This is a genomic window from Pseudomonas putida (assembly GCF_050990305.1).
Classification (GTDB): domain Bacteria; phylum Pseudomonadota; class Gammaproteobacteria; order Pseudomonadales; family Pseudomonadaceae; genus Aquipseudomonas; species Aquipseudomonas putida_AH.
On sequence record NZ_CP158817.1, the window covers coordinates 4,363,628 to 4,390,046 of the forward strand.

25 protein-coding genes are annotated in these 26,419 nt (G+C 60.0%); 13 read left to right on the forward strand and 12 right to left on the reverse strand.

The window, feature by feature from the left end; genetic code table 11:
• Nucleotides 1–206: 206 nt before the first annotated feature.
• Nucleotides 207–401: a hypothetical protein gene (locus ABTV22_RS19605; protein WP_175390873.1), complete on the forward strand. Its 195-nt coding sequence runs from the start codon at nt 207–209 to the stop codon at nt 399–401.
• Nucleotides 402–516: 115 nt separating this feature from the next.
• Nucleotides 517–708, forward strand: a complete 192-nt coding sequence (locus ABTV22_RS19610) for a hypothetical protein (RefSeq protein WP_433741454.1) — start codon at nt 517–519, stop codon at nt 706–708.
• On the opposite strand, the gene ABTV22_RS19615 is transcribed toward ABTV22_RS19610, so the two are convergent.
• Nucleotides 705–1,766 carry an AI-2E family transporter gene (locus ABTV22_RS19615; protein WP_433736145.1) on the reverse strand — a complete coding sequence of 354 codons (1,062 nt, stop codon included), beginning with the start codon at nt 1,764–1,766 and terminating at the stop codon, nt 705–707. The two genes, ABTV22_RS19610 and ABTV22_RS19615, sit on opposite strands and share 4 nt — an antisense overlap.
• Before the next feature lie 162 nt (nt 1,767–1,928).
• On the opposite strand from ABTV22_RS19615, the gene yegQ reads away from it, so the two are divergent.
• A complete protein-coding gene (yegQ, locus tag ABTV22_RS19620) occupies nt 1,929–3,254 on the forward strand; it encodes a tRNA 5-hydroxyuridine modification protein YegQ (RefSeq protein ID WP_433736146.1) in 1,326 nt (441 codons plus the stop codon).
• A gap of 90 nt (nt 3,255–3,344) precedes the next feature.
• Here the strand turns inward: yegQ and ABTV22_RS19625 are convergent, their stop codons facing one another.
• Nucleotides 3,345–4,208, reverse strand: a complete 864-nt coding sequence (locus tag ABTV22_RS19625) for a LysR family transcriptional regulator (RefSeq protein ID WP_433736147.1) — start codon at nt 4,206–4,208, stop codon at nt 3,345–3,347.
• 98 nt (nt 4,209–4,306) lie between these two features.
• On the opposite strand from ABTV22_RS19625, the gene ABTV22_RS19630 reads away from it, so the two are divergent.
• Nucleotides 4,307–5,209 carry a DMT family transporter gene (locus ABTV22_RS19630; RefSeq protein WP_433736148.1) on the forward strand — a complete coding sequence of 301 codons (903 nt, stop codon included), beginning with the start codon at nt 4,307–4,309 and terminating at the stop codon, nt 5,207–5,209.
• Between the two features lie 147 nt (nt 5,210–5,356).
• On the opposite strand, the gene ABTV22_RS19635 is transcribed toward ABTV22_RS19630, so the two are convergent.
• Nucleotides 5,357–6,067 (reverse strand): FadR/GntR family transcriptional regulator, encoded by a 711-nt coding sequence (locus tag ABTV22_RS19635; protein WP_433736149.1) that lies wholly within the window; start codon nt 6,065–6,067, stop codon nt 5,357–5,359.
• Nucleotides 6,068–6,347: 280 nt separating this feature from the next.
• Here ABTV22_RS19635 and ABTV22_RS19640 point away from each other — a divergent pair, with 280 nt between their 5' ends.
• Together ABTV22_RS19640 and gudD are read left to right on the forward strand one after the other, a co-directional pair.
• On the forward strand, nt 6,348–7,694 hold the full coding sequence (locus tag ABTV22_RS19640; protein ID WP_433736150.1) for an MFS transporter: 1,347 nt from the start codon (nt 6,348–6,350) through the stop codon (nt 7,692–7,694).
• Nucleotides 7,695–7,720: 26 nt separating this feature from the next.
• Entirely contained in the window at nt 7,721–9,064 is a 1,344-nt protein-coding gene (gudD, locus tag ABTV22_RS19645) for a glucarate dehydratase (protein ID WP_433736151.1), read from the forward strand.
• 106 nt (nt 9,065–9,170) lie between these two features.
• On the opposite strand, the gene ABTV22_RS19650 is transcribed toward gudD, so the two are convergent.
• Nucleotides 9,171–10,046, reverse strand: coding sequence for a LysR family transcriptional regulator (locus ABTV22_RS19650; RefSeq protein ID WP_433736152.1), 876 nt, complete (start codon nt 10,044–10,046; stop codon nt 9,171–9,173).
• A gap of 125 nt (nt 10,047–10,171) precedes the next feature.
• Between ABTV22_RS19650 and ampC the strand changes: the two genes are divergently transcribed.
• Nucleotides 10,172–11,326 (forward strand): class C beta-lactamase, encoded by a 1,155-nt coding sequence (gene ampC / locus ABTV22_RS19655; RefSeq protein WP_433736153.1) that lies wholly within the window; start codon nt 10,172–10,174, stop codon nt 11,324–11,326.
• Between the two features lie 154 nt (nt 11,327–11,480).
• Here ampC and ABTV22_RS19660 read toward each other — a convergent pair whose 3' ends face one another.
• From ABTV22_RS19660 to ABTV22_RS19670, 3 genes are all read right to left on the reverse strand, one after another.
• A complete protein-coding gene (locus ABTV22_RS19660; protein ID WP_433736154.1) occupies nt 11,481–12,050 on the reverse strand; it encodes a DUF4174 domain-containing protein in 570 nt (189 codons plus the stop codon).
• A 249-nt stretch (nt 12,051–12,299) separates the two neighbouring features.
• Nucleotides 12,300–13,085 carry a sulfite exporter TauE/SafE family protein gene (locus ABTV22_RS19665; RefSeq protein WP_433736155.1) on the reverse strand — a complete coding sequence of 262 codons (786 nt, stop codon included), beginning with the start codon at nt 13,083–13,085 and terminating at the stop codon, nt 12,300–12,302.
• A gap of 217 nt (nt 13,086–13,302) precedes the next feature.
• On the reverse strand, nt 13,303–14,040 hold the full coding sequence (locus ABTV22_RS19670; protein WP_433736156.1) for a hypothetical protein: 738 nt from the start codon (nt 14,038–14,040) through the stop codon (nt 13,303–13,305).
• 334 nt (nt 14,041–14,374) lie between these two features.
• Between ABTV22_RS19670 and ABTV22_RS19675 the strand changes: the two genes are divergently transcribed.
• Nucleotides 14,375–15,196: an aldo/keto reductase gene (locus ABTV22_RS19675; protein ID WP_433736157.1), complete on the forward strand. Its 822-nt coding sequence runs from the start codon at nt 14,375–14,377 to the stop codon at nt 15,194–15,196.
• A 40-nt stretch (nt 15,197–15,236) separates the two neighbouring features.
• Nucleotides 15,237–15,707 (forward strand): DUF1810 domain-containing protein, encoded by a 471-nt coding sequence (locus tag ABTV22_RS19680; protein ID WP_433736158.1) that lies wholly within the window; start codon nt 15,237–15,239, stop codon nt 15,705–15,707.
• On the opposite strand, the gene ABTV22_RS19685 is transcribed toward ABTV22_RS19680, so the two are convergent.
• On the reverse strand, nt 15,672–18,032 hold the full coding sequence (locus tag ABTV22_RS19685) for a DNA polymerase II (RefSeq protein WP_433736159.1): 2,361 nt from the start codon (nt 18,030–18,032) through the stop codon (nt 15,672–15,674). The two genes, ABTV22_RS19680 and ABTV22_RS19685, sit on opposite strands and share 36 nt — an antisense overlap.
• Nucleotides 18,033–18,284: 252 nt before the next feature.
• Between ABTV22_RS19685 and ABTV22_RS19690 the strand changes: the two genes are divergently transcribed.
• On the forward strand, nt 18,285–18,725 hold the full coding sequence (locus ABTV22_RS19690) for a CBS domain-containing protein (protein WP_433736160.1): 441 nt from the start codon (nt 18,285–18,287) through the stop codon (nt 18,723–18,725).
• Between the two features lie 161 nt (nt 18,726–18,886).
• Here ABTV22_RS19690 and ABTV22_RS19695 read toward each other — a convergent pair whose 3' ends face one another.
• Entirely contained in the window at nt 18,887–19,510 is a 624-nt protein-coding gene (locus ABTV22_RS19695) for a glutathione S-transferase family protein (protein WP_433736161.1), read from the reverse strand.
• Nucleotides 19,511–19,731: 221 nt separating this feature from the next.
• Here ABTV22_RS19695 and ABTV22_RS19700 point away from each other — a divergent pair, with 221 nt between their 5' ends.
• Entirely contained in the window at nt 19,732–20,253 is a 522-nt protein-coding gene (locus tag ABTV22_RS19700; RefSeq protein ID WP_433736162.1) for a hypothetical protein, read from the forward strand.
• A gap of 142 nt (nt 20,254–20,395) precedes the next feature.
• Here ABTV22_RS19700 and ABTV22_RS19705 read toward each other — a convergent pair whose 3' ends face one another.
• Nucleotides 20,396–21,487: a DUF1615 domain-containing protein gene (locus ABTV22_RS19705; RefSeq protein WP_433736163.1), complete on the reverse strand. Its 1,092-nt coding sequence runs from the start codon at nt 21,485–21,487 to the stop codon at nt 20,396–20,398.
• A gap of 288 nt (nt 21,488–21,775) precedes the next feature.
• Between ABTV22_RS19705 and ABTV22_RS19710 the strand changes: the two genes are divergently transcribed.
• Nucleotides 21,776–23,311 (forward strand): FAD-dependent monooxygenase, encoded by a 1,536-nt coding sequence (locus tag ABTV22_RS19710; RefSeq protein WP_433736164.1) that lies wholly within the window; start codon nt 21,776–21,778, stop codon nt 23,309–23,311.
• A gap of 122 nt (nt 23,312–23,433) precedes the next feature.
• Here the strand turns inward: ABTV22_RS19710 and hemB are convergent, their stop codons facing one another.
• Entirely contained in the window at nt 23,434–24,408 is a 975-nt protein-coding gene (gene hemB / locus ABTV22_RS19715) for a porphobilinogen synthase (protein WP_433736165.1), read from the reverse strand.
• A 155-nt stretch (nt 24,409–24,563) separates the two neighbouring features.
• Complete coding sequence (locus ABTV22_RS19720) at nt 24,564–25,274, reverse strand: glutathione binding-like protein (RefSeq protein WP_433736166.1); 711 nt, start codon at nt 25,272–25,274, stop codon at nt 24,564–24,566.
• A 366-nt stretch (nt 25,275–25,640) separates the two neighbouring features.
• Here ABTV22_RS19720 and ABTV22_RS19725 point away from each other — a divergent pair, with 366 nt between their 5' ends.
• Nucleotides 25,641–26,315 carry a histidine phosphatase family protein gene (locus tag ABTV22_RS19725; RefSeq protein WP_433736167.1) on the forward strand — a complete coding sequence of 225 codons (675 nt, stop codon included), beginning with the start codon at nt 25,641–25,643 and terminating at the stop codon, nt 26,313–26,315.
• Nucleotides 26,316–26,419 lie beyond the last annotated feature (104 nt).

The following is a 26,419-nucleotide window of genomic DNA, read 5'->3' on the forward strand; positions in this document are numbered from 1 at the left end:
CAACGCGGGCACTAAGATAGCCCGCGTTATCGTTGACGACCCTCGCGAGCAGGGCAAGCGCCTACAGGTAGAGGTCTGGATAAATCGCGTCAGTGTCGCTATCGGGACAGTATCGGCCGGTAAAAACCGTCATCTTCATGTCATGTCAGATCCGCAAGCTTGCACCTGTCCGCCCACAACAGGTTGATAACAACAAGGACACCCTCATGCCCACACAGAACCCGCACCGCATTGTCGGCCTGTGCACCTCCAGCAAGGTCTATAACGTCTTGACCGAGCTCAAGCAGCTGGAAGGTCATCGCAGTGCCAAGTTCCTCTCGCTGCTGACGCAAAACCTGGTGCGCAAGGGCCTGCTGAACGAACAGGAAGTGGTGCATATGCTGGATCAAGTGGTCGATTGAGCGACAGACGGTCCGTTGGCCTCAACGGCGTCAATGACCACTATCGAAAACGGTGATTGTCGGAAAAATCCCCGGCGCCGTAAGGTATCTCCATAGATTGTTGGAGGTCCTTATGATGTCGCAGGTTCAGATCATGTCCGTTATCGGCAGCGCCGTTCCCGCCTCGCTCAGGGCCTCGGGATTGCTCGCCTGCTGGTATCTGGTGCTGGACGGTGAACCGATCAGCGGGCCGCTCACCTCATTGCCGGCCGCCCAGGCGATGTCGCAACAAGTCAGTGCGAGCAAGAACGGCAAACTCAACGCCTAAGGCAACTGCACCCGAGGTCTGGTTTCCAGGAAAATATCCCAGCTCGACATGAACAGTGCCGCGATCAACGGGCCGATGACGAAGCCGTTGAGCCCGAATACCGCCAGGCCGCCCAGGGTCGAGATCAGGATCAGGTAATCCGGCATTTTCGTGTCCTTGCCCACCAGGATCGGGCGCAGCACGTTATCCACCAGCCCGATCACGAACACCCCGAACAACCCCAAAGCCACGCCTTGCCAGATCGCACCGGTGAACAGGAAAAAAGCCGCTACCGGCGCCCAGACAATCCCCGCCCCCACTGCTGGCAACAGCGACAGAAACGCCATCAACACCGACCAGAGCAATGCGCTGGGTATATCCAGTAGCCAGAAGATCAGACCGCCCAACGCGCCCTGCGTAATCGCGACCAGCAGGTTGCCTTTCACCGTGGCCCGCACCACACGATTGAACTTGAGCTGTAAGCGACGCTTCTGCTGCTCTTCCAGCGGCACGGCGGCGCGCACCTTGCGTGCGAGCTCGGCGCCGTCACGCAGGAAAAAGAACAACAGGTACAACATGATGAAAAAGCTGACGACGATATCGAAAGTCCCCTGGCCGAAACTGAACACCTGGGTCGCCAGTGCCTGGCCGCCGGCCATCGCGCTTTTGACGACTTTCTCGCGCATACCCTCCAACCCGCCCAACCCGAAGCGATCCATCAGATGCTGGAAGTACGGCGGCAAGCTGTGCTTGATCTGCGCAACATAACCGGCGATATCCAGCTCGCCGCTTTCGATGCGCTGGTACACCGCCGCGCCTTCTTGAACCAGCAAGGCGCTGATGATGATCACCGGCAGAATCGCTATCACCAGACAGATGCTCAAGGTCAGCAGCGACGTGAGGTTGCGCTGCCAGCCGAACTTCAATTGCAACCGACGCTGCATGGGCGCGAAGAGGATACCGAGGATCACTGCCCAAAACACCGCGCCGTAAAACGGCAACAGTATCCAGATGAACGCGATACTCACCACGCCCAGCAGGATCGTCAGCGATTTGCCTTGTACGCTTTCTTCGTTCATGTCCGATCCACGCCAGTGCGCCGGGACGCGAATGTACGCCCTGATGCTTAGGCCACAACGGCTCGCGCGAGTGCCATCGATTTGTTGGTCAAGCATAGATCCAGATCAATAAATTCCCGGGGCAAGGCGTATACCCTGCGCGCTTTTGCGATCACGCCCGCCATGAACCTCGTCGCCCCAGAACTGCTCGCCCCCGCCGGCACCTTGAAAAACATGCGTTATGCCTTCGCCTATGGCGCCGATGCCGTCTACGCCGGCCAGCCGCGCTACAGCCTGCGGGTGCGCAACAATGAATTCGATCATGCCAACCTGGCCCTCGGCATTGCCGAAGCACAGGCCCAGGGCAAGCGCTTCTACGTGGTGGTCAACATCGCGCCGCACAACGCCAAGCTCAAGACCTTCCTCAAGGACCTGGCGCCTATCATCGCCATGGCACCCGATGCACTGATCATGTCCGACCCCGGCCTGATCATGCTGGTGCGCAAACATTACCCGCAGATGCCGATTCACCTGTCGGTGCAGGCCAACACGGTGAACTGGGCAAGTGTCGAGTTCTGGCAGCAACAAGGCCTGAGCCGGGTCATCCTGTCGCGGGAACTGTCCCTGGAAGAAATCGCCGAGATCCGCCAACAGGTCCCGGCCATGGAGCTGGAAGTGTTCGTTCACGGCGCGTTGTGCATGGCCTACTCCGGTCGCTGCCTGCTGTCGGGCTACATGAACAAGCGCGATGCCAATCAGGGCAGTTGCACCAACGCCTGCCGCTGGAAGTATTCGGCACAAGAGGCTACGCAAGACTTGCTGGGCGAGATCGTCCAGCAGTATGAGCCTGAACCGACCCTGGGCATCGGCGCGCCGACCGAGCAGGTGTTCCTGCTGCAGGAAGCCAATCGCCCTGGCGAACTGATGCCGGCCTTCGAAGACGAACACGGCACTTACATCATGAACGCCAAGGACCTGCGTGCGGTGCAGCATGTCGAGCGTTTAACGCAGATGGGCGTACATTCCCTGAAGATCGAGGGCCGGACCAAATCGCACTTTTATTGCGCGCGGACCACCCAGGTCTATCGCCGGGCGATCGACGACGCGGTGACCGGTCGCGAGTTTGACCGCAGCCTCATGACCGACCTCGAATCCCTCGCCCAGCGTGGCTATACCGAGGGTTTCCTGCGCCGGCATGTGCACGACGAATACCAGAACTACCAGAACGGCAGCTCAGTGTCGGAGCGGCAACAGTTTGTCGGCGAACTGACCGGCGCACGCCGGGACAGACTGGCCGAAGTAAAGGTAAAAAACCGCTTCGCCCTGGGCGATCACATGGAACTGATGACGCCCAAGGGTAATTTCCATTTCGACCTGCATCAGTTGCAGAACGTCAAAGGTGCACCGATCGACGTGGCACCGGGGGATGGGCATACGGTGTACCTGCCGATACCGGATGCGGTGGATCTAGAGTTTGGGTTGTTGATGCGGGATGTCAGAGTCGCCTGACCCCGTGTAGGAGCTGCCGCAGGCTGCGATCTTTTGATCTTAAAAAACTAAATCAAAAGATCGCAGCCTGCGGCAGCTCCTACAGGGTGGTTATGCAAATTCTTCGCGCAGCATCGCCACAAACGCCTCCCGCGCCGGGTGTACCCCGGCGTTTTCATGCCAGTAAAACAGGTTGTCGATGGCCGTCAGTTCAGGGAATTCGTACCCCACGCACCCCGCCCCCTTGGCGTATTGATCGAACACCCCCTTAGGCACCAGCGCCACGCCGGCTCCGGCACTGACACAGCCGACAATCGCGCCATAACTGGCCAGGCTGACAATCGGCAGCGCTTGCCCCTGGCGCAACAACCAATGCTCCAGCGCCGCGCGATATGGACAACCCTGGGGCCACATGAAGACGGTCTTGTCCTGCAAATCCGTCATGTCACGCACCGGCCCCAGTGAGGTCGAGGCGATCAGCAGCAGGTCCTCGCGATACATTGGGGTGCGTTTTAGGTGCGAGCGCTCGACATCCACTGCCACGATGGCGCCGTCGAGGCGATGACTCAGGGTGTCATCAAGCAATTGGCCCCAGGAGCCAGTGGTCAATTCCAGCGCCACCGCCGGGTAACGCTTGTGGAATTTGGCCAGCAAGCGCGGCAAGCGACCGGTGGCCGAGGATTCGATAGCACCAATGCGCAACGGTCCGGACGGTTCGGCAGAGGGGTCCACCGCGCGCTTGGCTTCGGCAGTCAAGGCCAGGATCTTCAAGGCATAGGCCAGAAAAGTCTGCCCCGACGGGCTGATGCGTAACCCGCGCCCCTCACGCAGAAACAACGCGACACCCAATTCCGCCTCCAACGCCTTGATCCGGGCCGTAATGTTCGACGGCACGCAATGCAGCACCTCAGCCGCGCGGGCAATGCTGCCAACCTCGGCAACAGTCTTGAACATGCGAATTTGGGACAGCTCCATATACATCACTCAAAGTGAACGATTTGCGCAGTATAAGTCAGTTGTGGCGAGCAATCGGAGTTCTGATACTCAGTGCACCTGCCTTTCGGTGCACAAGCATGAATGACCTCACCCCAGCCTCCCCCTTGAAAATCATCCTGGCCATGGCCTTTGTCGTGGCTTGCTGGGGCTATTCCCCAACCGGTATCCACATTGGATTGCAGGCCTACGACCCGGTGCATCTGGCGTTGTTGCGCTTTTTGCTGGCGTCGCTGTTCATGGCCGTGGTCGCGCTTCTCAGGGGCATTCGCCTGCCGAGACTTCGCGACGTACCGCTGCTGATGGGGCTGGGTTTCTTTGCGGTGAGCCTGCACCACGTGACGATCAATTTCGGGCAGCAAGGGGTCAGTGCCGGCGCATCGAGTGTGCTGGCGCAGTCAACGCCGCTGTTCAGCACCTTGCTGGCGCGCTTCGTCTTCAGAGATCGGGTGAGCGCCTGGCGTTGGGGCTGCGTAGTGCTGGGATTGATCGGCGTGGTGATTGTGGTGGCGGGCGATCATGGCTTGGGCAGCATCGACGCCCACGGCTTGCTGATCCTGCTGGCGGCGCTGTCCTGGAGTGTCTATTTTGCGCTGCAAAAGCACCACACCGGGCGTTACGACGGGCTGACGTTGGTGTGTTACACAGTCTGGTCCGGGACGGCGTTGCTGTTGATCTTCCTCCCCGGGCTGCTGGATCAAGCGGTCAATGCCCCGTTGCGCGTGCAGTTCGCGGTGGTTGCGTTGGGGATTTTTCCCAGCGCCTTGGCCTATCTGGCCTGGGCCTATGTGCTGGCACATGTGGACTTGAGCCGGGCGACCATGACGTTGTATCTGGTGCCGCCAATGGCAATGGCGATGGCGTCCGTAGGGCTGGGCGAACAGCCGACCTTGATGGTGGCGGTCGGTGCGGTGGTGGTGTTGATCAGTGTGCTGGCGTTGAATCTGGAGCGGCGGGCGGTGGTTCAGGTTGCGCGTACCTGATCATTGATTTGTGTTGTGGCAACCGGCCTCTTCGCGGGCAAGCCTCGCTCCTACGGAATTTGAGTCGATCACATTACTTTGACCCGACCCAAATTCCGTAGGAGCGAGGCTTGCCCGCGAAGAACGATGACGCGGTTTTACTGACAATCAGCTCGGTGAAAACCGGTCCCGACTGTTGGTCAAATGCAGCCACATCGCCGCCCGAGCCGCGTCCGGGTCCTGGCGCTTGATGGCGTTGAGAATCGCCTCGTGTTCAAGATTCGCCAGTTCCCCGAGCTTGCTCAGGTCCACCGCGCCGCGCTCCGCTGCATTGACCCGGGTTCGCGGAATCATGGCGCTGCCCAGGTGCTGCATGATTTCGGTGAAGCACAGATTGCCGGTGGCTTCGGCTATCAATAAATGAAAGCGCCGATCAGCCTCGACACAACTGTCGTTGTTGGCCAGCAGGCTTTGATAGTCGTCCAGCGCCTGGCGCATCTGCGCCAATTGCTGATCCGTTCGGCGCACCGCCGCCAGCGCTGCCGCCTGGGTTTCCAGACCCATGCGCAGCTCCAGAATGCTACGCACCCCCAGCGCGGTATCGACATTCAACCGCAACCCCTGCTCCGGTGCGCGCTCCAGCACAAAGGTGCCGATGCCGTGACGGGTTTCCACCAGCCCTGATGCCTGCAACTTGGAGATCGCCTCGCGCACCACGGTACGGCTGACCCCGTGTTCCTGAACGATGGAGTTCTCCGACGGCAGCTTGTCACCCGGCAGCATCTGTCCGAGCAGGATGCTCTGGGTCAGTTTGGCCACCAAGTCATGGGCCAGATTATGGCTGCGCTTGCGGGCAGGGACGTCGAGGTCTTCTTGCATGGTACTCATCCAAAGGTAGCGCTAACGGAATCGTAGCACCGCGCTTGTCTGGAATCTCGTAAAAACACCTTCAACTTGTATGACAACACTCAACAACCACCGTAAAACGAACTGTTTTTCGAACGACACAAAACCCAAAATAGAATAAAAAACCGCCTAACAATGGCTATTTTGTTGAGTGACAATGGTTGCAGGGCAAAAAAATCTAGTTGTATGATGTCCATCAACAACGCAACGCCCGCCTCACCCCGCATAAAAATAATCAGTGGGAGAAACCGCAGTGAATACATCCATTTCCGGGATGGACAACGGTGCCGATTCGGCGCTGCAGTCCGCGATCTCGAAAGTCAAACGCCACGTCTTGCCGCTGTTCGTCATCATGTTCATCGTCAATTACATTGACCGCGTGAACATCGGCTTCGTCCGCGCCCACATGGAACACGACCTGGGCATCGGCGCTGCCGCCTACGGCCTCGGTGCCGGCCTGTTCTTCATCGGTTACGCGCTGTTCGAAGTACCCTCCAACATCCTGCTGCAAAAGGTCGGCGCCCGTATCTGGCTGACCCGCATCATGCTGACCTGGGGCTTGGTGGCCGCTGGCATGGCCTTCATCCAGAACGAGACCCACTTCTACATCCTGCGGTTTCTGCTGGGCGTGGCTGAAGCCGGGTTCTTTCCCGGGGTGATCTACTACTTCACCCGCTGGTTGCCCGGCGCGGAGCGCGGCAAGGCCATTGCCATTTTTCTGAGCGGCTCGGCGTTCGCTTCGCTGATTTCCGGTCCGTTATCCGGCCTGCTCCTGCAAATCGAAGGCCTGGGCATGCACGGCTGGCAATGGATGTATTTCATCGAGGGCATGTTCTCGGTGGGTCTGTGCTTCTTTGTCTGGTTCTGGCTGGACTCCAAACCCCACGATGCCAAATGGCTGACCCGTGACGAGCAGGACGCGCTGGTCAAGGCCATCGACGACGAACAACGGGCCCGCGAAGCCGCGTCGCCGATCAAGGCGTCACTGGGCACCCTGCTCAAGGACCGGCAGATCATCCTCTTCTGCGTCATCTACTTTTTCATCCAGTTGACCATCTACGCCGCCACCTTCTGGCTGCCAAGCATCATCAAGAAGATGGGCGAGCTGAGCGATTTCCAGGTCGGGATGTTCAACTCGATCCCGTGGCTGCTGTCGATTGTCGGCATGTACGCCTTTGCCTCGCTGTCGGCCAAATGGAAGCACCAGCAAGCCTGGGTCGCCGTGGCCCTGCTGATTGCCGCCGCCGGTATGTTCATGTCCACCACCGGCGGGCCGATCTTCGCCTTCGTGGCGATCTGCTTCGCCGCATTGGGTTTCAAATCGGCGTCATCGTGCTTCTGGCCGATTCCCCAGGCCTATCTGGATGCACGGATCGCCGCCGGCGTCATCGCGCTGATCAACTCGGTGGGCAACCTCGGCGGCTTCGTCGCACCCACCACCTTTGGCCTGCTGGAAGAACGTACGGGGTCAATCCAGGGCGGGCTGTATGGCCTGGCCGTGACCTCGATCATCGCCGCGATCATCGTCTTCGCCGCCCGTAACAAACCCAAGGTCGCACCTGCCATTGCAACGGCTGCCCCTACAACGAATCACGCCTGAATACTGCTTTTGAGAAGGACAAGAACATGACCCCGTACGAAACCGCCAATGCCCCGATCATCACCAGCATGCAAATCGTCCCGGTGGCAGGCCACGACGGTATGCTGCTCAACCTGAGCGGCGCCCACGGCCCGTTTTTCACCCGCAACATCGTGATCCTCAAGGACAACGCCGGCCACACCGGCGTCGGCGAAGTCCCGGGCGGCGAGCGCATTCGCCAGACCCTCGAAGACGCCCGCAGCCTGGTGGTTGGCAGCCCGATCGGCACCTACCAGAAGATCCTCAACCAGGTGCGCCAGACCTTCGCCGACCGCGATGCCGGCGGTCGTGGCCTGCAAACCTTCGACCTGCGCATCACCATCCACGCCGTCACCGGCCTGGAAGCCGCCCTGCTCGACCTGCTCGGCCAGCACTTGGATGTGCCAGTCGCCGCCCTGCTCGGCGAAGGCCAGCAGCGCGATGAAGTGAAGATGCTCGGCTACCTGTTCTATGTCGGCGACCGCAACCAGACCGACCTCGCCTACCGCAGCGAGCCGGACGCCGACAACGACTGGTTCCGTGTGCGTCACGAAAAAGCCATGAGCGCCGATGCGGTGGTGCGCCTGGCCGAGGCCGCTCACGCCAAATACGGTTTCAAGGACTTCAAGCTCAAGGGCGGCGTGCTCAGCGGCGACGCGGAAATCGAAGCGGTCACCGCCCTCGCCGAACGCTTCCCCGATGCGCGCATCACCCTCGACCCGAATGGCGCCTGGTCTCTCAAGGAAGCCATCCGCTTGTGCCGCGACCAGCACCACGTGCTGGCCTACGCCGAAGACCCCTGCGGCGCAGAAAATGGTTATTCGGGCCGCGAAGTCATGGCCGAGTTCCGCCGTGCCACGGGCCTGAAAACCGCGACCAACATGATCGCCACCGACTGGCGGGAAATGGGCCACGCGATCCAGCTGCAATCGGTGGACATTCCGCTGGCCGACCCGCACTTCTGGACGATGCAAGGCTCGGTACGCGTGGCGCAGATGTGCCACGAATGGGGTCTGACCTGGGGTTCGCATTCCAACAACCACTTCGACATTTCCCTGGCGATGTTCACCCACGTCGCAGCCGCCGCACCGGGCGACATCACCGCCATCGACACCCACTGGATCTGGCAGGACGGCCAGCGCCTGACCAAGGCCCCGCTGCAAATCGTCGACGGTTGCGTGCAAGTGCCGCAGAAGCCGGGACTGGGGGTTGAATTGGACCTGGATCAACTGGCCAAGGCCCATGAGCTGTACAAAGGCATGGGCCTGGGTGCCCGGGACGACAGCGTGGCGATGCAGTTCCTGATTCCGGGGTGGACATTCGATAACAAGCGGCCGTGTCTGGTGCGCTAACCCAAAAACACCACAACCCCTGTAGGAGCCGAGCTTGCTCGCGATGGCGTCGGGTCAGACCACCATTGGCTGTCTGACACACCGCCATCGCGAGCAAGCTCGGCTCCTACGGGATCGTGGCGTTCAGCAACCACTCCTTGAACGCCAACATCGCCGACGTTTCAGCCCGTGACTGCAATCGGGTCAACCAGTAACTGCCGGTGGTGATATGAATGGGGAATGGCTGCTCAATCCCCCCTGCCACCAATTGCCTCGAGAACATCAACGACGGCGCCAGCGCCACGCCCGCACCTTGCAAGGCTGCTTCCATCATCGCCAGCGACGAATCGAACACAATGCTCCTGGGCGATACCGCCACAGTCGACAGACCAGCCGCCTGGAACCACTCGGGCCACTCGTCCGTGCGGTAGGAACGCAGTAACGTTTGCTGCAAAAGATCGACGGGCGATTTCAACTGGCGAGCAATCTGCGGTACACACAACACCGACAGGGGTGCCTCAATCAATCGCACGGCCTCGATGCCATGCCAGGCACCGGCGCCAAAACGAATGGCGTAATCCAGCCCTTCAGCGGCGACATCCACGCGATTGTTGTGGGTCGATAAACGTAAATCTATGTACGGATGTTTCGCCTGAAAGTCCGCCAGTCGCGGCAACAACCAACCCACCGCGAACGTCCCCACCGCTCCGACCGTCAACACCTCACGAAAATGCCCGCCCTGAAAACACCCCAGGGTTTCGGCGATACGGTCGAAACTCTCGCGTAAAACCGGCAGCAGGGTTTCTCCTTCGCGGGTCAGCATCAGCCCGCGGGGCAGGCGCTTGAACAGGGTCACGCTCAGCTGCGACTCCAGGCTTTTGACCTGATGGCTCACCGCCGCCTGGGTGACGCACAACTCCACCGCTGCCCGGGTAAAACTCAAGTGCCGTGCCGAGGCCTCGAAGGCGCGCAAGGCATTGAGCGGTAATTGAGGACGGATCATGTCCACTCCCAAGTTTTTCTAATGGCTCGTACAAAATATCATCGGTTGTTCAGCCTCAGAAGAGTGCATAGATTGGCCTTCGCCCAATGGCCAATCCCCTGACAACTCATGGAAGTGTTTGCGTCATGTCTCAAATCAACCTGAACAAACTCGCGTCCTACAGTGCTTTCCTACTTTTATTCGGTGCCAGCCAGTGCATGGCGGACGATCGCCTGCAAGGCATCGTCGATGCCGCCATGAAACCGGTGATGCAACAACAGCAGATCCCCGGCGTGGCGATTGCCATCAGCATTAATGGCCAATCCCATTACTTTAACTACGGGGTCGCTTCGAAGGAAACAGGCAACACCGTCAGCGAAAACACCTTGTTCGAAATCGGCTCGGTGAGCAAAACCTTCACCGCCACCCTCGCCGCCTACGCACAGGCCAGCGGCAAGCTGGACCTGTCGGACAAGGCCAGCCATATCCTGCCGGTGTTGCGTGGCAGCGCGTTCGACAACATCAGCGTATTGCAACTGGGCACCTATTCAGGGGGTGGACTGCCGCTGCAGTTCCCGAACGAGTTCGATGCGCCGGACAAGATGCTCGGCTATTTCAAGCAGTGGAAACCGGTGTATACCGCAGGCAGTCATCGCCAGTATTCCAACCCAAGCCTGGGACTGTTCGGCTATCTGGCCGCGCAACGTATGGGCGTACCGTTCGATGAAGCCATGGAAAAGACCCTGCTGCCCAAACTCGGCCTCAAGCACACCTTCCTCAAGGTGCCGCAGGACCAGATGGGACTTTACGCACAGGGCTACAACAAGGACGACAACCCGGTACGAGTCGGCCCAGGCGCACTGGATTCAGAAGCGTATGGCGTGAAAACCAGCGCCTCGGACTTGCTTCGTTATGTTCAAGCGAACATGAAACCGGCGAAGTTGGAAAAGCCCTTGCAACAGGCAATCGCCCTCACTCATACCGGTTACTACAAGGTGGACGGCATGACGCAGGGCCTGGGCTGGGAGTTCTATCCGTACCCGGTGACACTCGACCAATTGCAGGCCGGCAATTCGAATCAGATGGCGTATGAACCCCATGAAGTCCAGTGGATCAACCCGCCACAAGCGCCTCGGCAGGATGCACTGTTCAACAAGACCGGTTCCACCGGCGGCTTCGGTGCCTACGTCGCGTATGTACCGCAAAAGCAGATTGGCATTGTGATGCTGGCCAATAAAAACTATCCGAATGCGGAGCGGGTGAAGGTGGCTCATCAGATCTTGAGCGCCTTGAGCGAATGATGTAGCCAAATAAAAAGATCGCAGCCTGCGGCAGCTCCTACACATTTTCCTGTGTGAGAGCTGCCGCAGGCTGCGATCTTTTAATACTCACGCCCGCGTTTATCACTGCCCGTATCGCCCGATTGGTTTCGCCAAACGAAACCAACTGGTCTGATCAATCATCCGGCTGCTCAGGCGGCTTGGCAGGTTTCGCCGTTTTGGCATTTTTTGCATTCTTGGCGCCCTTGGCAGCAGGCGGTGCTACCTCGGCGGTTACCGGTGGCGGAGTGGGTGCGGCCATTTCCTTCTCTGTCGTCGGCAACGCATCAACGGTGTCGAAGATTTTCTTCAGGTCCACCGACTTCGATTCCTCCCCCGAGCTTTCGAGTTTTTTCTCGCCGTCCTTGCCCACGAGGATCACTTTGGGCAAAGCGCCGGCACCGAGCTTCAACGCGCGAATCAAGGCCATGGTGTCCTGTTGGCCGAGGTCCTTGCCATCGAGCTGACCGGACATGTTCAACACGCTGTACACCCTGATGCTGCGGTCGGTGAGCCCCTGCTTGTTGGCCGGGTCTTCCAGGGATTTTTTCAGGTTTCTCCAGACGGGATCTGCGGTGCTGGGTGCGATGACGATCAGTGGTCGTGCCCTGCCCTTGTCGATATCCAGCGGTGAATCGCCATCGTTGGCGAACAGGGGGCCGGCAATCGCCAGCAGAGTAGCCAGGGTCAGTGACCTGATGAGCATGCGCATCTCCTTTTGATATCCACGCTCTACTGATTGCGCATTGCGGCGTTCGTTCCGGTGACGCTTCGCAAATGTGTTTCGCCTTGACCCAAGCTTAGGTCAGGGCAGTCATTGCGCAATAGGCAGACGCAATCTCGAACGTTGAAACGGTCGAGATATCATCAGGGGCGGCGGGTGAATTTCGATGATCCGGAGGGGCATCTGCTGGAAATATTCACCCGCGAATGAAGCGAGAGTTGTGCGCTGGAATCAGAACGCCAGCTTGTAACCGATCAACACCAGCATGGTCGCCAGGCAAGGACGCAGCAGCTCATCGGAGATGCGCCCGGTCAAATGGCTGCCCAGGTAAATCCCCGGCAACGAACCCACCAACAAGTAACCCAGCACATGCCAATCCATGTTGCCCATGCTCGCGTGGCCAAGGCCGGCGACCAGGGTCAGGGGCACGGCATGGGCGATTTCCGTGCCCACCAGGCGGCGGGTCGGCAGCAGCGGATAGAGAATGAACAAGGCCACGGTGCCCAGGGCGCCAGCACCGATGGAGGTCAGGGCGACCATGGTGCCAAGCACCAGGCCGGTAATCACGGTCAGGGCATTAAGGCGCGAACCGCTGGGGTTGTACTTACCGCCGGCGCGTTTGTGGGCGAAATCCAGCAGGCGCTTCTTGAACAGGATTGCCAGCGCCGTGGCGAACAGCACGAAGCCCAGCGCCTGTTTGATGATCGCGTTCATCGCATCAGGGGCTTCGTGCAGGCTGCTCAAGAACCACAGGGTCAATGCCACTGCCGGCACGCTGCCCAGGGTCAGCCAACCGGTAATCGCCCAGTCGATGTTGTTGTTCTTTCTGTGAACCAGTACGCCGCTGGACTTGGTGATGGCCGCGTAGAGCAGATCGGTGCCGACCGCCGTTGCCGGGTTGATGCCAAACGCCAGCAGGATTGGAGTCATCAACGACCCGCCACCTACACCCGTCATGCCGACGATGAAGCCTACAGCCAGCCCGGCCACGATCAACCCGATGTTCACTAAATCCATTGATACGTCCACAAAGATCGCAGGGGAAATCTGGCCCGCAGCATAGCGATTTTTCTTATAACCAGTTAGAACGATGCGATCTATATTTATGCCAATAACACACGTCGATCCCTGTAGGAGCAAAGCTTGCTCGCGATAGCGGAGTGTCAGCCACCGATTCGTCGACTGGCACACCGCTATCGCGAGCAAGCTTTGCTCCTACAGAGGTGTGTGACGTTCACTGGACTGGAAGGAAATTGAGGAACAACAGGCTCTGCGCATAGTTCAGGCCAATCCGCCGGTAGCGCTCATCGAGCATCTGCGTCAGCAGGTCCAGCCGGGCAACGATCTTGCCGAACTCCACGGCAAAACTCAGGTTGCTGCCCTCCTCCGAGATTTCGTTGGAAAACAGCATGGGCTGGCCATCCTTGTTCTGCCGCTGACTCAGAATCCAGGTGGCGATTTCGATGTTGCGCGCAGCGTTGCTGACGAAGGTCGGGTTGATTGCATCCGTCATGTAGAACTCCAGGCGATTGCCATGGGCGGTCACCAGCATGCTGCCGATGGCATAGATGAACGCCCCGACCCGGTCGCCGAGAAACTCCGGGCTCATGGCGAAGCGCAGTGCCGCCAGGTCTTTTTTCCCGCCCAGGGTGGGCAACGGTTGTTGCTGCTCGATGGCCATGCGGACTTGCTTGCCAGCGGTGCGAGCGTCGAGGAAACCGGATTTTTTCAGTTCATCGGGATTACGCAGGTACAGCTTGTTCATCAGCAAATAGAGACTGTCGAGGTTATCGCGCATGGTCAGCGTGGCCATGCGGTCGACGCTGGTTTGCAGGAATTCCTGGGGTTTGCCTTCGCGCAACTGAGTGAACAGATCGTTACCGTCCTGGTGGCTACAACCGCTGACACAGAGCAGCAACAGCCCGGCCAGTAGACGAACTCTGAAAAAAAATAAGGGCAACACTCGAACCATAAGTGATTGGGCCGGCTTATTCCTGTGCGGCGGAATTCGCCGCAACGGCAATGGATAGAGCCGGTCAATCGCAAAAAGTGCGGTGTTGAGAGTGGCTAATCGATCATCGGCTAACAGGCACCCGAAAAACCTGTAGGAGCGAAGCTTGCTCGCGAAGAGGCCGGCACCTGCAACATCAATTTCGCCTGACACTTCGCCTTCGCTCACCATCAACCCCTGTAGGAGCTAAGCTTGCTCGCGATGACGGCAGCACATACAGCACAGAGGTTGCCTGAAAGGCCGCCATCGCGGGCAAGCCATGCTCCTACAACAGCAAGAGCAAAAGGAATGAGATATGCGAACCGAACCACTGGCCGATACCCAAGTGCCAGCCATCGGCCAGGGCACTTGGCAAATGGGTGAAGACCGATCGCGCCACAAGGAAGAAGTCGCCGCCCTGCGCCTGGGCATCGAGCTGGGCATGACCCTGATCGACACCGCCGAAATGTACGCCGAAGGTGGTGCCGAGCACGTGGTGGGTGAAGCCATCGCCGGTCAGCGGGACAAGGTGTTCCTGGTCAGCAAGGTCTACCCGCACAACGCCAGCCGCAAAGGCATCCCCCAGGCCTGTGAACGCAGCCTGCGCCGGCTCGATACCGATTACATCGATCTGTACCTGCTGCATTGGCGCGGTCAGTACCCGCTGGAAGAAACCGTCGAAGCGTTCGAACGCCTGCGCGAAACCGGCAAGATCGGCCGCTGGGGCGTGTCCAATTTCGACGTCGATGACCTGTTGGAACTGAACGCCCCCGCCTGCGCCACCAATCAGGTGCTCTACAACCTGGAGGAACGGGGGATAGAATTTGATTTACTGCCCTGGTGCCAGCAGCACAGGATGCCTGTCATGGCCTATTGTCCGATCGGTCAGGGTGGGCAGATGCTGGCCAATGCCACGCTCAGGCAAGTGGCCAGCCGTCATGGCGTAACACCGGCGCAGGTGTCGCTGGCCTGGCTGCTGCGACAGGATGGCGTGATCGCGATCCCCAAAGCGGTTCGCCCCGAACACGTGCGACTTAACGCCCAAGCCGCCGGACTGCAGCTTGAAGCCGGGGATCTGGAGGCGCTGGACCATGCGTTTCAAGCGCCCAAACGCAAGCAGCGACTGGCCATGGTCTAGGCCAGCGCCCCGACACCCATAAGTGTCAGAGGGCTTCGCCATGAGAAGCACCGATCAGAAGGACGCCTTTAACCTGCAACGCTTTATCCAGGCGCAAAACCCGGTGTTCGACCGGGTTCAAGCCGAACTGACCGCCGGCCACAAGCGCAGTCACTGGATGTGGTTCGTGTTTCCGCAATTCGCCGGATTGGGGGGCAGCGAAATGTCCCGACGCTACGCGATCCGCTCTCGGGAGGAAGCACAGGCCTACCTTGATCACCCCGTGCTGGGTGCCCGGTTACGCACCTGTACCCATGAAGTGCTGAACATCCAGCAGCGCTCGGTGGCGGCGATTTTCGGCCATCCGGATGACCTGAAATTTCACTCGTCGATGACCCTGTTCTCCCAGGTCGCGCCGCAAGACAGTCTGTTTCATCAAGCCTTGAACCAGTACTTCCACGGCATCCTGGACGACTGGACCCTGTCGTTGCTGGACTCAAAACAGGCCCAGTTGCCCCCCAATCAGGGTTGAGAAGTCATCGTCGACAAACGGCAGGATCGCATCCGCCACCGGTTGCAGTTGTTTGCTGATGTAGTGGTCGTAATCGATAGGCGCGCTGCGGACTTCCAGCGGCTCGGGGCCGGCGACGGTAATCACGTAGCTGATCCAGCCACCGTTCTGGTACTGCCGCGGGCGGCCCTGGCGGTCGTTGTACTCGTCGGCGAGGCGTGCCGCCCGTACGTGGGGCGGCACGTTGCGCTGGTAGTCGTCGAGGGTTCGGCGCAGTCGCTTGCGATAGATCAGCCGCTCGTCGAACTCGCCGGCCAGGGTCTTGCGCACGTAGTCGCGAACGTAGTCCTGATAGGGCTTGCGATGAAAGATCAGCGAATACAGCTCCTGCTGAAACTGCCGGGCCAGTAGCGACCAGTCAGTACGTACGGTCTCCAGCCCCTTGTAAACCATCTCGTCCGTGCCATCGGCACGGGTGACCAAGCCCGCATAACGCTTCTTGCTGCCCTCCTCTGCGCCGCGGATGGTCGGCATCAGGAAGCGCTTGTAATGGGTTTCGTACTGCAACTCCAACGCGCTTTCCAAGCCGTATTGCTGGCGCACGTGCTCACGCCACCACTGATTGACATGGTCCACCAGTGCCCGGCCGATCTGCGCCGCTTCCTGCTGGCCGTGGGCGCGACGCAGCCAAACGAAGGTCGAGTCGGTATCGCCGTAGATCACCGTATGCCCCTGATCCTCGATCAACTGGCGGGTGCGCAGCATGATTTCGTGGCCGCGCAGGGTGATGGAAGATGCCAGGCGCGTATCGAAGAAGCGGCAACCGCTGGAACCCAGCACCCCGTAAAAGGCGTTCATGATGATCTTCAACGCCTGGGACAACGGCGCGTTGTGCTCGCGCTTGGCAGTTTCCCGGCCTTCGGCAACCCGGGCGACAATGGACGGCAGGCAATGCCGGGTGCGGGAAAACCGTGCCCCGCGAAAACCCGGCACCGAGTCGGCGTCGTCAGGGTGTTTGAGCCCCTCGATCAGGCCCACCGGGTCGATCAGGAAGGTGCGGATGATCGACGGATAGAGGCTTTTGTAGTCGAACACCAGCACCGATTCGTACAGGCCCGGTTGCGAATCCATGACAAAACCGCCGGGACTGGCTTGCGGTGGTTTGCCGCCCAGGTTGGGAGCGACGAAGCCCTGACGATGCATCAAGGGCATGTAGAGATGAGTGAACGCCGCCACCGAGCCGCCCATGCGGTCCACGGGCAAACCGGTGACGCTGGATCGCTCCAGCAAAAATTTCAGCAGTTCGGTTTTGGCGAAGATCCGCGTGACCAGTTCGCAATCCTTGAGGTTGTATTTGGCCAGCGCCGGCTTGTCCTCGGCGAACATGCGGTTGATTTCGTCCATGCGCTGGTACGGGTTGTCGATGGACTTGCCTTCACCCAGCAGGGTTTGCGCGACGTTCTCCAGGCTGAACGAGGGGAAACTCCAGGTCGCCGAACGCAGGGCTTCGATGCCGTCGATGATCAGCCGGCCGGCGGCAGAGGCGAAGTAGTGGTTGCCGTTGCCGTGTTCGCGCCACTGCATTTCCTCGCCGCCGCGCCCCAGTTTCAGCGGCACGCCCAGGCGCCGGGCGTGTTCGTGCAGCACCCGCAGGTCGAACTGCACGAGGTTCCAGCCGATGATGGCGTCGGGGTCGAAACGTGCGAACCAGTCGTTGAGTTTTTTCAGCAGGATGGTGCGCGACTCGCCGTATTCGAGCTGAAAATCCACCGCGCTGTCGTCGCCATTGGCCGGGCCGAGCATGTACACCTGGCGCTCGCCGCAGCCTTCCAGGGCGATGGAGTACAGATCGCCCTGGGCGGTGGTTTCGATGTCCAGGGAGACCAGCCTGAGGTTCGGCCGGTAGTCAGGGTCGGGTTTCATCTGTGCGTCGAGCAACAGGCCCTCCGCCCCCGGCGTGCCGCCAAAGCGCACCGGTGCGGTGATGAAACGCTCCATCAGGTAGCGTTCCGGCGGGCGTACATCGGCTTCGTAGACCTCGACGCCGGCTCGGCGCAGGGTGGTTTCCAGGCGCATCAACTGGCCGTGCTGCCGGCAATACAGGCCGAGTACCGGGCGGTGCTCGAAATCCTGCAGGGCCAGGGGCTTGAGTTCGACGTGCTTTTCGTCCTGCAACAAGGCCTCGGCCTGCTCGCGCTGGCTGGCCGGGATGAACGCCACCGACGGCTGATGAGGCAGGCGCAGGCGTCGGGGACCGCTGTCGGTCGCCAGCCAGAATTCGACTTCCGTCCCCGCCGGGGTATCGCGCCAATGCCGGGTCAGGACAAAGCCCTGGGGTAAATCCACCACTGCAAACCTCGAATTGATTCAGGGTGTTGATTCTACGCGTCCAGGCCCTGAAAAGATCGCAGCCTTCGGCAGCTCCTACACAGGTATGCGTTCTCCTGTAGGAGCTGCCGAAGGCTGCGATCTTTTCAGCCTGGCCAAATAAAATCCGCTAAATGACGTTTTTTGAGCGATATCCGCCGCTTTCGCCCTTGCCCTGCACGCTCGGGTCTACGATTCTTCAAAGACAACGACAACACCCGGGAAACCGCCATGAAAACCGTCGCGCAACTGCTCAAATTGAAAGATCAGAAGAATCAGGAAGTGCACCAGATCAAACCTGATCACATGGTGCTCGAAGCGCTGATGAAGATGGCCGAAAAGAACGTCGGCGCCTTGCTGGTGGTGGAGAACGACCAGGTGCTGGGCATCATCAGTGAACGTGACTATGCGCGCAAACTGGTGCTGCACGGCCGATCTTCGGTGGGTACGCCGGTGCGCGACATCATGGTGTCGCCGGTAATCACCGTGGACACGCACCAGACCGTCGATACGTGCCTTGGCATCATGTCCGACAAACGCCTGCGCCACCTGCCGGTGGTGGAAAACGGCAAATTGATCGGCTTGCTGTCGATCGGTGACCTGGTCAAGGAGGCACTGGCTGAACAAAAGGAATTGATCATCCAGCTCGAACAGTACATTCGCGGGGAATGACTTACCCACCCTATCCTCCGTAGGAGCGAGGCTTGCCCGCGAAGGCGGTGTGTCCATCGACACATGTATAGACTCAAACACCGCCTTCGCGGGCAAGTCGGGTCGCCGCATCGCTCGCTCCTACAAGGGGGATGGGGCGCTGCAGGTGTCATTATTCGTGCTCAGGCAGGCCAATGCCGGGCGAACACCGGTGCCAGTGTCGGATGACGATCGATGCGTTCCAGCCAGGCGAAGAAACCCGGTCGGGTACTGCGCAGATGCTCCCGGCTCCCGGCCCACCGCGATATCACCGCCGCCAGCACATCCAGCGCTCCGGGCTTCTCGTCAGCCAGGTACAGTTCGCCGGAAAACTGGTCGGCAAACACCTCCCAATACCCATGCAACCGCGCACGACTGCCGGCGATCAGGTTTTGTCGCGACCCTTCATCGGCACTCGCCAGCCAGCGTTCCGGGTAATCGATGATGCCGATGGCGGCATAGCAATTGCTGACGATGTAGACCATGCCGCGTATGGCCTGATCGCGGTCGGCGGGCGTGTCCGGCAGCAGTTTCGATTGTGGAAAGGTCAGCCCGAGGTGAATCAGGATCGCCGCGCTTTCGGTCAGGATGCTGCCGTCGGGCAATTGCAGGGTCGGGATCTGCTTGAGTGGATTGAGCGTGCCCAACGTCTGGGCGGCCTCCTTCGACGCTTCGACATCGATGAAGCGAAAGGCAACCCCGCAGAGCACCAGGGCGGCCTCGATCGCCGCGGCGCCGGAGTTTTGATAACCGTAGAGCTGATACATGCACACCCCCTTGCGATGGCTCGCGACAGCTAACCAGTGTAGAAGCCGCCACCGACCACGCCGTAACGATCCGACGACTGCATCATCAACCCTGCGAGCAGTCGGCGGCTCGGCCTATCAATCCCGTCGATGTTCGCAATCATGTCAATCAAGTTCTCTTGAAAATCCAGCGGCGTAACATCTGCTCCATACCAACCGATAACACCCTGGAGCACACGATCATGAAACGCCAAACCCTTCTCAGCATCGCTTTCTCGGTTTTCGCAGTGAACGCTTTTGCCGCTACCTCTGCTCAACCTGTGGTCGCCGAAGGCGGCGCGGATCGCCTGATCGAAAATCGTGTCGCTGAAGGGGGTTCGGATCGACTGATCGAGAACCGTGTCGCTGAAGGTGGCGCTGATCGCCTGCTGGAAAAACGCGCTGTAGCCGCTGATGGCTCGGATCACCTGAAAGGCAACACCGTCGCTGCCGATGGCTCGGACCACCTGCAAGGCAACACCGTCGCTGCCGATGGCTCGGATCACCTGCAAGGCAACACCGTCGCTGCCGATGGCTCGGACCACCTGCAAGGCAACACCGTTGCCGCCGATGGCTCGGATCACCTGCAAGGCAACACCGTCGCTGCCGATGGCTCGGACCACCTGCAAGGCAACACCGTCGCTGCCGATGGCTCGGACCACCTGCAAGGCAACACCGTCGCTGCCGATGGCTCGGACCACCTGCAACGCAACAGCATCGCTTGATCAAATCGCTACATCCCAAAAGCCCGGCCTGATCAGCCGGGCTTTTTCATGCCTGCCTCGCAAAGATCGCAGCCTGCGGCAGCTCCTACAGAGAGAACACCTAACCCCTGTAGGAGCTGCCGCAGGCTGCGATCTTTTGACCTTAATCCGCACGCGCCACGCAACGCTGATATCGCTCATCCACCCGTTTGGCAAACCACGCCGTGGTCAGTTTGCGGGTGATTTTCGGACTTTGCAGCACGATCCCCGGCAGCACCGCGCGGGGCAACGACCGAGCTTCTGCCTGTTCGGCCAACTCGAAAACCCGCTGATAGAGCTTGCTGCTCTCGAACGCCAACGTATTGCCCTGCTCCAATTGATCCCGGATCGTCGTATTGCGCATGTCCAATGACTTGCCGAGGGTGCGCACGGCCTTTTCCGTGGTGCCGGGCATGATCGAACCGTAGTTGACCAGATCGCCATCCAGCGCCAACGGGATTCCTGACGCCCGACTGACCGCGTTCTGGAAGGCGGCGTTGCGACTGGCGTACCAACCGGCGTTGAAATCGGCGAAACGATACAGCGGCTCCGGGTAATTCACTGGATAACCAAGCAAATGCGCGATACCGAAGTACATGCCGCCACGGCGGGTGAAGACTTCACGGCGGATCGAGCCTTGCACTGGGTAGGGATAGTCTTTGGCATGCTGCTCGGCAAACTCGATGCTGACCTGCATCGGCCCGCCGGTATGCACAGGATTGAAACCCGCAAACAAGGTCTTGCCCATCGGCACCATGCTGATGAAGTCGTCGAAAATCGCACTCAGTTCCTTCTCGCTGCGGGCCGCGTTCAGCCGGTCGCTGTAGCTTTTGCCATTGGGTGAACGCACCTGCAACGCCCCGCTGACCAACAGGCCGGGAATGTGCGCCTTGGCTGCCCGGCGGTCGATTTCGTCACGGGCGATCTTGCCCAGTCCGGGCACGGTAGGGTCTGCCTGGAAGGTCGATTCCTGCTCGGTCACCGCCAGTACCGCACAGAGATTTTGCGTGGTCGGCGCGATCTTCTGCGCGGCGAACGCCGCCTGGATATCGGTGGCCCAACCCTGGCGGTCGGCGGTTTTGGCCGGCAACAGGCGCAGGATGTCAGCCTTGATCTGGGCGGGCGTGCGCGCCGGGGGTTCCTGGGGCCGCTGACTGCCGCAACCGGCCAGCGCCAGCAATATGGCGATGCTCATGATCAATCGATGGGCTTGCATGTTGCTCCTGGTGATTGAAGGCGCCGGGTCAACCATAAGGCCGATGGCAGGGTGCTGGCTATGACTGTGGCAAGCACACGCTGTTCCCTTGGCTGCCCCCCCCCTTTGTAGGAGCGAGCATGCTCGCGATGAACACAAGAACACCACGGGGATTCAGGATGCCTGCGTTATCGTTGATGTCCATCGCGAGCATGCTCGCTCCTACAGACCTGTTCCATTGGGCACATGATCTGGCTGTCCGGTCTGTTTGGACCATACTTGACCCACACGGTAAAGGAGGACGGGCTCATGCACCGTAGCGACGTGTTGATTATCGGTGCCGGCCCGACCGGGCTGGTACTGGCACTGTGGCTGAGCAAACTGGGAGTTCGGGTAAGGATCGTCGACAAGGTGTCAGCCCCCGGCACCACGTCCCGAGCATTGGCCGTACAGGCGCGGACGCTGGAGCTGTATCGCCAGCTCGACCTCGCCGACGCGGTGGTCAACAAAGGCCATCGCGTGGCGGCCGCCAATTTCTGGGTCAAGGGCCAAGCCGTGGCACGCTTGCCGCTGAGCCGTGTCGGCGAAGGCCTGACGCCTTATGCATTCCTCGAAATTTTCCCCCAGGACGAACACGAACGGCTGCTGATCGATCGCCTCGCCACTTTCGGCGTGACCGTCGAGCGCAACACTGAACTGCTGGGATTCGACGAAACCGGCGACGACATCATTGCCACCTTGCGCCTGCCCGACGGCCAGCAGGAAAACTGCCAGGCATGCTACCTGGCCGGTTGCGATGGCGCCCGCTCCATCGTGCGCAAGACCCTGGACACCGGGTTTCCCGGCGGCACCTATCAACAGATTTTCTATGTCGCCGACGTGCAGGCCAGCGGGCCGACGTTCAATGGCGAACTGCATGTGGACCTCGATGAAGCGGATTTCCTCGCGGTGTTCCCCTTGGCCGGCGAAGGTCATGCGCGCCTGATCGGCACGGTCCGGGACGAACGCGCTGAGCATGCCGAAACCCTGCGTTTCGAAGACGTCAGCAGCCGGGCCATCGAGCACATGAAGGTCAAGGTCGAGCAACTGAACTGGTTCTCGACCTACCGCGTGCACCACCGGGTAGCGAATCATTTTCGCACCGGTCGCACATTTTTACTGGGGGACGCCGCCCATGTGCACAGCCCCGCCGGCGGTCAGGGGATGAACACCGGGATTGGCGATGCGATCAACCTGGCGTGGAAACTCGCGGCCGTGTTGAGTGGCGGCGCCGAGGCCAAACTGCTCGCCACCTACGAACCCGAACGCATCGCGTTTGCCCGAAAACTGGTGTCCACCACCGACCGGGTCTTCACCTTCGTCACCGCCGAAGGTCGCATGGCCGACCTGCTGCGCACACGCCTGGCGCCGTTCCTGCTGCCGAAAATGGCCTCGTTTGAAACCTCTCGCGAATTCCTCTTTCGCACGGTGTCGCAGATCACCCTGAACTACCGTGGGATGCCGTTGAGCAAAGGCGTTGCCGGGCACGTGCATGGCGGCGATCGCCTGCCCTGGGCACATGACGGTGAAGGGGACAATTTCGGGCCACTGGCATCGCCGACCTGGCAGGTGCATGTGTATGGCGACGCCAGCGACGAAATGATCACCTGGTGCCACGAACACCATTTGCCGCTACACGTGTTCGGCTGGCGTCCGGCGTTCGAGACCGCAGGCCTGGGCCGCGACGGGTTTTATCTGTTGCGCCCGGATACTTATGTGGCGATTGCCGAAACCCGCTCGGACCCGAAGTTGATCGAGCGGTATTTCCTCCAGCACGGGATTCGGCCATTTTTTGGCAGAACCTGAAGACAATACATAACCTGTGGGAGCGGGCTTGCCCGCGATGAGGCCGGCACATTCAGCATCTTTATTGAATGAACTGCCGTCATCGCGGGCGAGCCCGCTCCCACAGGTTTTTGTGGTTGTCTTTAGATCCCGGCCAGCGCCAGGTCCATCGCGAAGTAGGTGAAGATCAGATCCGCCCCCGCCCGCTTGATCGCCCCCAGGCTTTCGCGCACCACGCGATCCTCGTCGATAGCGCCGGCTTGCGCGGCGAACTTGATCATCGCGTACTCGCCGCTGACCTGATACGCCGACAACGGCAAGCGCGAGGCTTCGCGGATGTCGCGGATGATGTCCAGGTACGCGCCGGCCGGCTTGACCATCAGCGCATCGGCACCCTCCTGCTCATCCAGCAGCGATTCGCGCACCGCTTCGCGGCGGTTCATCGGGTTCATTTGATAGCTCTTGCGGTCGCCCTTGAGCGCACTGCCGCCGGCTTCGCGGAACGGGCCATAGAGCGCCGAGGCGAATTTGGTCGAATACGCCATGATTGCCGTCTGGGTGAAACCGGCGTCATCCAGCGCCCGGCGAATCGCCTGGACCTGCCCATCCATGGCCGCGGACGGCGCAATCACATCGGCCCCGGCCCGAGCCGCCGCCACCGCCTGCTTGCCGAGGTTGATCAGGGTCTGGTCGTTATCCACTTCATGGTTGTGCAGCACGCCGCAATGGCCGTGATCGGTGTACTCGCAGAAACAGGTGTCGGACATGACGATCATCTCCGGCACCGCGTCCTTGGCGATCCGCGACATGCGCGACACCAGGCCATTGTCGTTCCAGGTGTCGCTGCCGCTGCTGTCCAGGTGGTGGGACACACCGAAGGTCATCACCGACTTGATCCCGGCACGGGCATACCGCTCGATTTCACCGGCCAGTTTCGATTCGGGAATGCGCATGACACCGGGCATGCTTTTGATCGGCACAAAATCGTCGATCTCTTCTTCGACGAAAATCGGCAGGACCAGGTCGTTGAGGCTGAACTCGGTTTCCTGGAACAGGCTGCGCAGGCTCGCATTGCGACGCAGACGGCGTGGACGTGCTTCGGGGAATTGGCTGGACATGAGTATTCCTGAAAAATCTTAAACGAAATGAGTTCACCCCCTGTAGGAGCGAGCCTGCTCGCGATGGAGGTAAGAACACCACGGGGAATCAGGAGGCCCGCGTTATCGTTAACGTCCATCGCGAGCAGGCTCGCTCCTACAGGGTATGGGGTGTGTCAGTTAGTGAGGGGTTTCGGGATTTCCAACCCGCGCTTGACCGCTGGTCGCGCCAGGAAGCGCTCCAGCACCCGTGTAACGTTCGGGAAATTCTGGATGCCCACCAGATCGCCAGCTTCATAGAAGCCGATCAGGTTGCGCACCCACGGAAAGGTGGCGATATCGGCAATGGTGTAGCGCTCGCCCATGATCCAGTCCCGCCCATCCAGGCGTTTATCGAGAACGCTGAGCAGGCGCCGGCTCTCCTCGACATAGCGGTCACGTGGACGCTTGTCTTCGTAATCCTTGCCGGCGAATTTGTTGAAGAAGCCAAGCTGGCCAAACATCGGACCGATGCCGCCCATCTGAAACATCAGCCACTGAATGGTTTCGTAACGGGCCGCAGATTCCTGGGCCAGTAGTTGTCCACTCTTGTCGGCCAGGTAAATCAGAATCGCCCCGGACTCGAACAACGGCAGTGGCTGGCCATCCGGACCGTGGGGGTCGAGGATGGCCGGGATTTTGTTGTTGGGGTTGAGCGACAGGAACTCGGGGGACATCTGGTCGTTGGTGTCGAAACCGACGCGGTGCGGCTCGTAGGGCAAACCGATCTCTTCGAGCATGATCGAAACCTTGACGCCGTTGGGGGTCGGCAAGGAGTACAGCTGAATCCACTCAGGGTACTGGGCCGGCCATTTGCGGGTGATGGGGAACGCAGACAAATCGGTCATGGGCGAGATCCACGGGCAGTTGAGAGTGATGATCATAATGGAGTTGGCGCCGGGTGCGGCGCCGCAAGCCATCAATATCGCTGATGGTAAAGATCAGAAGAGTTCAGGACCGGCTTGCGCCCCCGCCCGTGTACCCTGTCCATAAATTCGCAACATCCTGTCGATAACATCTGCTCGAACCCGAACCAGGTTATCGATACATTGCGGCGCTTTTGGCCGGAATCGAACCAATCGGGCTTCAGAGGACTCTGAGCACTGCCCCTTTGAAAACGGACCGGCTCAACGACATGGAAAACACCCGATGCAGGAAAATCGTGGTGTAAAGGTTTGTCAGCCTTAACCCAATACGCTGAAGAACCTTTTTTCATGATGAACTTTCTGAAACTTGCCAATCGCTTCAAGCGTCGCGCCTATATTTTCCTGCCCGCCCTGCTGGCGGCCAGCGCGTTGTTTCTGGCGCTGGAGTCCCGCGAAAGTCGCGCGCAACCGGTGGATGGCACCCAGACCCTGGTGTTCCTGCGCCATGCTGAAAAACCCGCCGGTGGCCTGGGCCAGCTTAATTGCCAAGGCCTGAACCGCGCCATCGACCTGGCGACCCTGCTCCCGGAAAAATTCGGCAAGGCCAACTATGTGTTTGCCGCCAACCCGACGCGCAACGTCGAGGAAGGCGAACAGGACAATTCCTACAGCTACATCCGGCCATTGATAACCATCAGCCCCAGCGCGATCAAGCTCGGCCTGCCGGTCAACATCAACTTTTCGGCCAACGACACCAGCGACCTGGCCGATGAGCTGCTGCACGACAAGTATCACAACTCGGTGATCTACACGGCCTGGTCCCACGGTTACCTGCCGGAACTGATCAACAAGGTCGCCGGGGAAGCTGTCGGCAAGGAACAGACGATCACCGAAGACTGGGCATCCAACGATTACGATTCGCTGTATGTGCTGACCCTGACTTGGCACAACGGCAAGGCTAGCCTGCAAAGCCACATTTACAAGCAGGGGCTGGATAATGGGCAGCAAACTTGCCCGACCTGAGTTTTGCTGTGCCTGTTCCGACGCCTTCGCGGGCAAGCCCGCTCCCACAGTTATCGTGTCGGTCACAAATTTTATGTACGACGTGGTACCTGTGGGAGCGGGCT

What these genes read in the sequence shown, in the direction of transcription:
- ABTV22_RS19605 (WP_175390873.1), top strand. Translation starts at nt 207, where the DNA reads ATGCCCACACAGAACCCGCACCGCATTGTCGGCCTGTGCACCTCCAGC.
- ABTV22_RS19610 (WP_433741454.1), top strand. Translation starts at nt 517, where the DNA reads ATGTCGCAGGTTCAGATCATGTCCGTTATCGGCAGCGCCGTTCCCGCC.
- ABTV22_RS19615 (WP_433736145.1), bottom strand. Translation starts at nt 1,766, where the DNA reads ATGAACGAAGAAAGCGTACAAGGCAAATCGCTGACGATCCTGCTGGGC.
- yegQ (WP_433736146.1), top strand. Translation starts at nt 1,929, where the DNA reads ATGAACCTCGTCGCCCCAGAACTGCTCGCCCCCGCCGGCACCTTGAAA.
- ABTV22_RS19625 (WP_433736147.1), bottom strand. Translation starts at nt 4,208, where the DNA reads ATGGAGCTGTCCCAAATTCGCATGTTCAAGACTGTTGCCGAGGTTGGC.
- ABTV22_RS19630 (WP_433736148.1), top strand. Translation starts at nt 4,307, where the DNA reads ATGAATGACCTCACCCCAGCCTCCCCCTTGAAAATCATCCTGGCCATG.
- ABTV22_RS19635 (WP_433736149.1), bottom strand. Translation starts at nt 6,067, where the DNA reads ATGCAAGAAGACCTCGACGTCCCTGCCCGCAAGCGCAGCCATAATCTG.
- gudD (WP_433736151.1), top strand. Translation starts at nt 7,721, where the DNA reads ATGACCCCGTACGAAACCGCCAATGCCCCGATCATCACCAGCATGCAA.
- ABTV22_RS19650 (WP_433736152.1), bottom strand. Translation starts at nt 10,046, where the DNA reads ATGATCCGTCCTCAATTACCGCTCAATGCCTTGCGCGCCTTCGAGGCC.
- ampC (WP_433736153.1), top strand. Translation starts at nt 10,172, where the DNA reads ATGTCTCAAATCAACCTGAACAAACTCGCGTCCTACAGTGCTTTCCTA.
- ABTV22_RS19660 (WP_433736154.1), bottom strand. Translation starts at nt 12,050, where the DNA reads ATGCTCATCAGGTCACTGACCCTGGCTACTCTGCTGGCGATTGCCGGC.
- ABTV22_RS19665 (WP_433736155.1), bottom strand. Translation starts at nt 13,085, where the DNA reads ATGGATTTAGTGAACATCGGGTTGATCGTGGCCGGGCTGGCTGTAGGC.
- ABTV22_RS19670 (WP_433736156.1), bottom strand. Translation starts at nt 14,040, where the DNA reads ATGGTTCGAGTGTTGCCCTTATTTTTTTTCAGAGTTCGTCTACTGGCC.
- ABTV22_RS19675 (WP_433736157.1), top strand. Translation starts at nt 14,375, where the DNA reads ATGCGAACCGAACCACTGGCCGATACCCAAGTGCCAGCCATCGGCCAG.
- ABTV22_RS19680 (WP_433736158.1), top strand. Translation starts at nt 15,237, where the DNA reads ATGAGAAGCACCGATCAGAAGGACGCCTTTAACCTGCAACGCTTTATC.
- ABTV22_RS19690 (WP_433736160.1), top strand. Translation starts at nt 18,285, where the DNA reads ATGAAAACCGTCGCGCAACTGCTCAAATTGAAAGATCAGAAGAATCAG.
- ABTV22_RS19695 (WP_433736161.1), bottom strand. Translation starts at nt 19,510, where the DNA reads ATGTATCAGCTCTACGGTTATCAAAACTCCGGCGCCGCGGCGATCGAG.
- ABTV22_RS19700 (WP_433736162.1), top strand. Translation starts at nt 19,732, where the DNA reads ATGAAACGCCAAACCCTTCTCAGCATCGCTTTCTCGGTTTTCGCAGTG.
- ABTV22_RS19705 (WP_433736163.1), bottom strand. Translation starts at nt 21,487, where the DNA reads ATGCAAGCCCATCGATTGATCATGAGCATCGCCATATTGCTGGCGCTG.
- ABTV22_RS19710 (WP_433736164.1), top strand. Translation starts at nt 21,776, where the DNA reads ATGCACCGTAGCGACGTGTTGATTATCGGTGCCGGCCCGACCGGGCTG.
- hemB (WP_433736165.1), bottom strand. Translation starts at nt 24,408, where the DNA reads ATGTCCAGCCAATTCCCCGAAGCACGTCCACGCCGTCTGCGTCGCAAT.
- ABTV22_RS19720 (WP_433736166.1), bottom strand. Translation starts at nt 25,274, where the DNA reads ATGACCGATTTGTCTGCGTTCCCCATCACCCGCAAATGGCCGGCCCAG.
- ABTV22_RS19725 (WP_433736167.1), top strand. Translation starts at nt 25,641, where the DNA reads ATGATGAACTTTCTGAAACTTGCCAATCGCTTCAAGCGTCGCGCCTAT.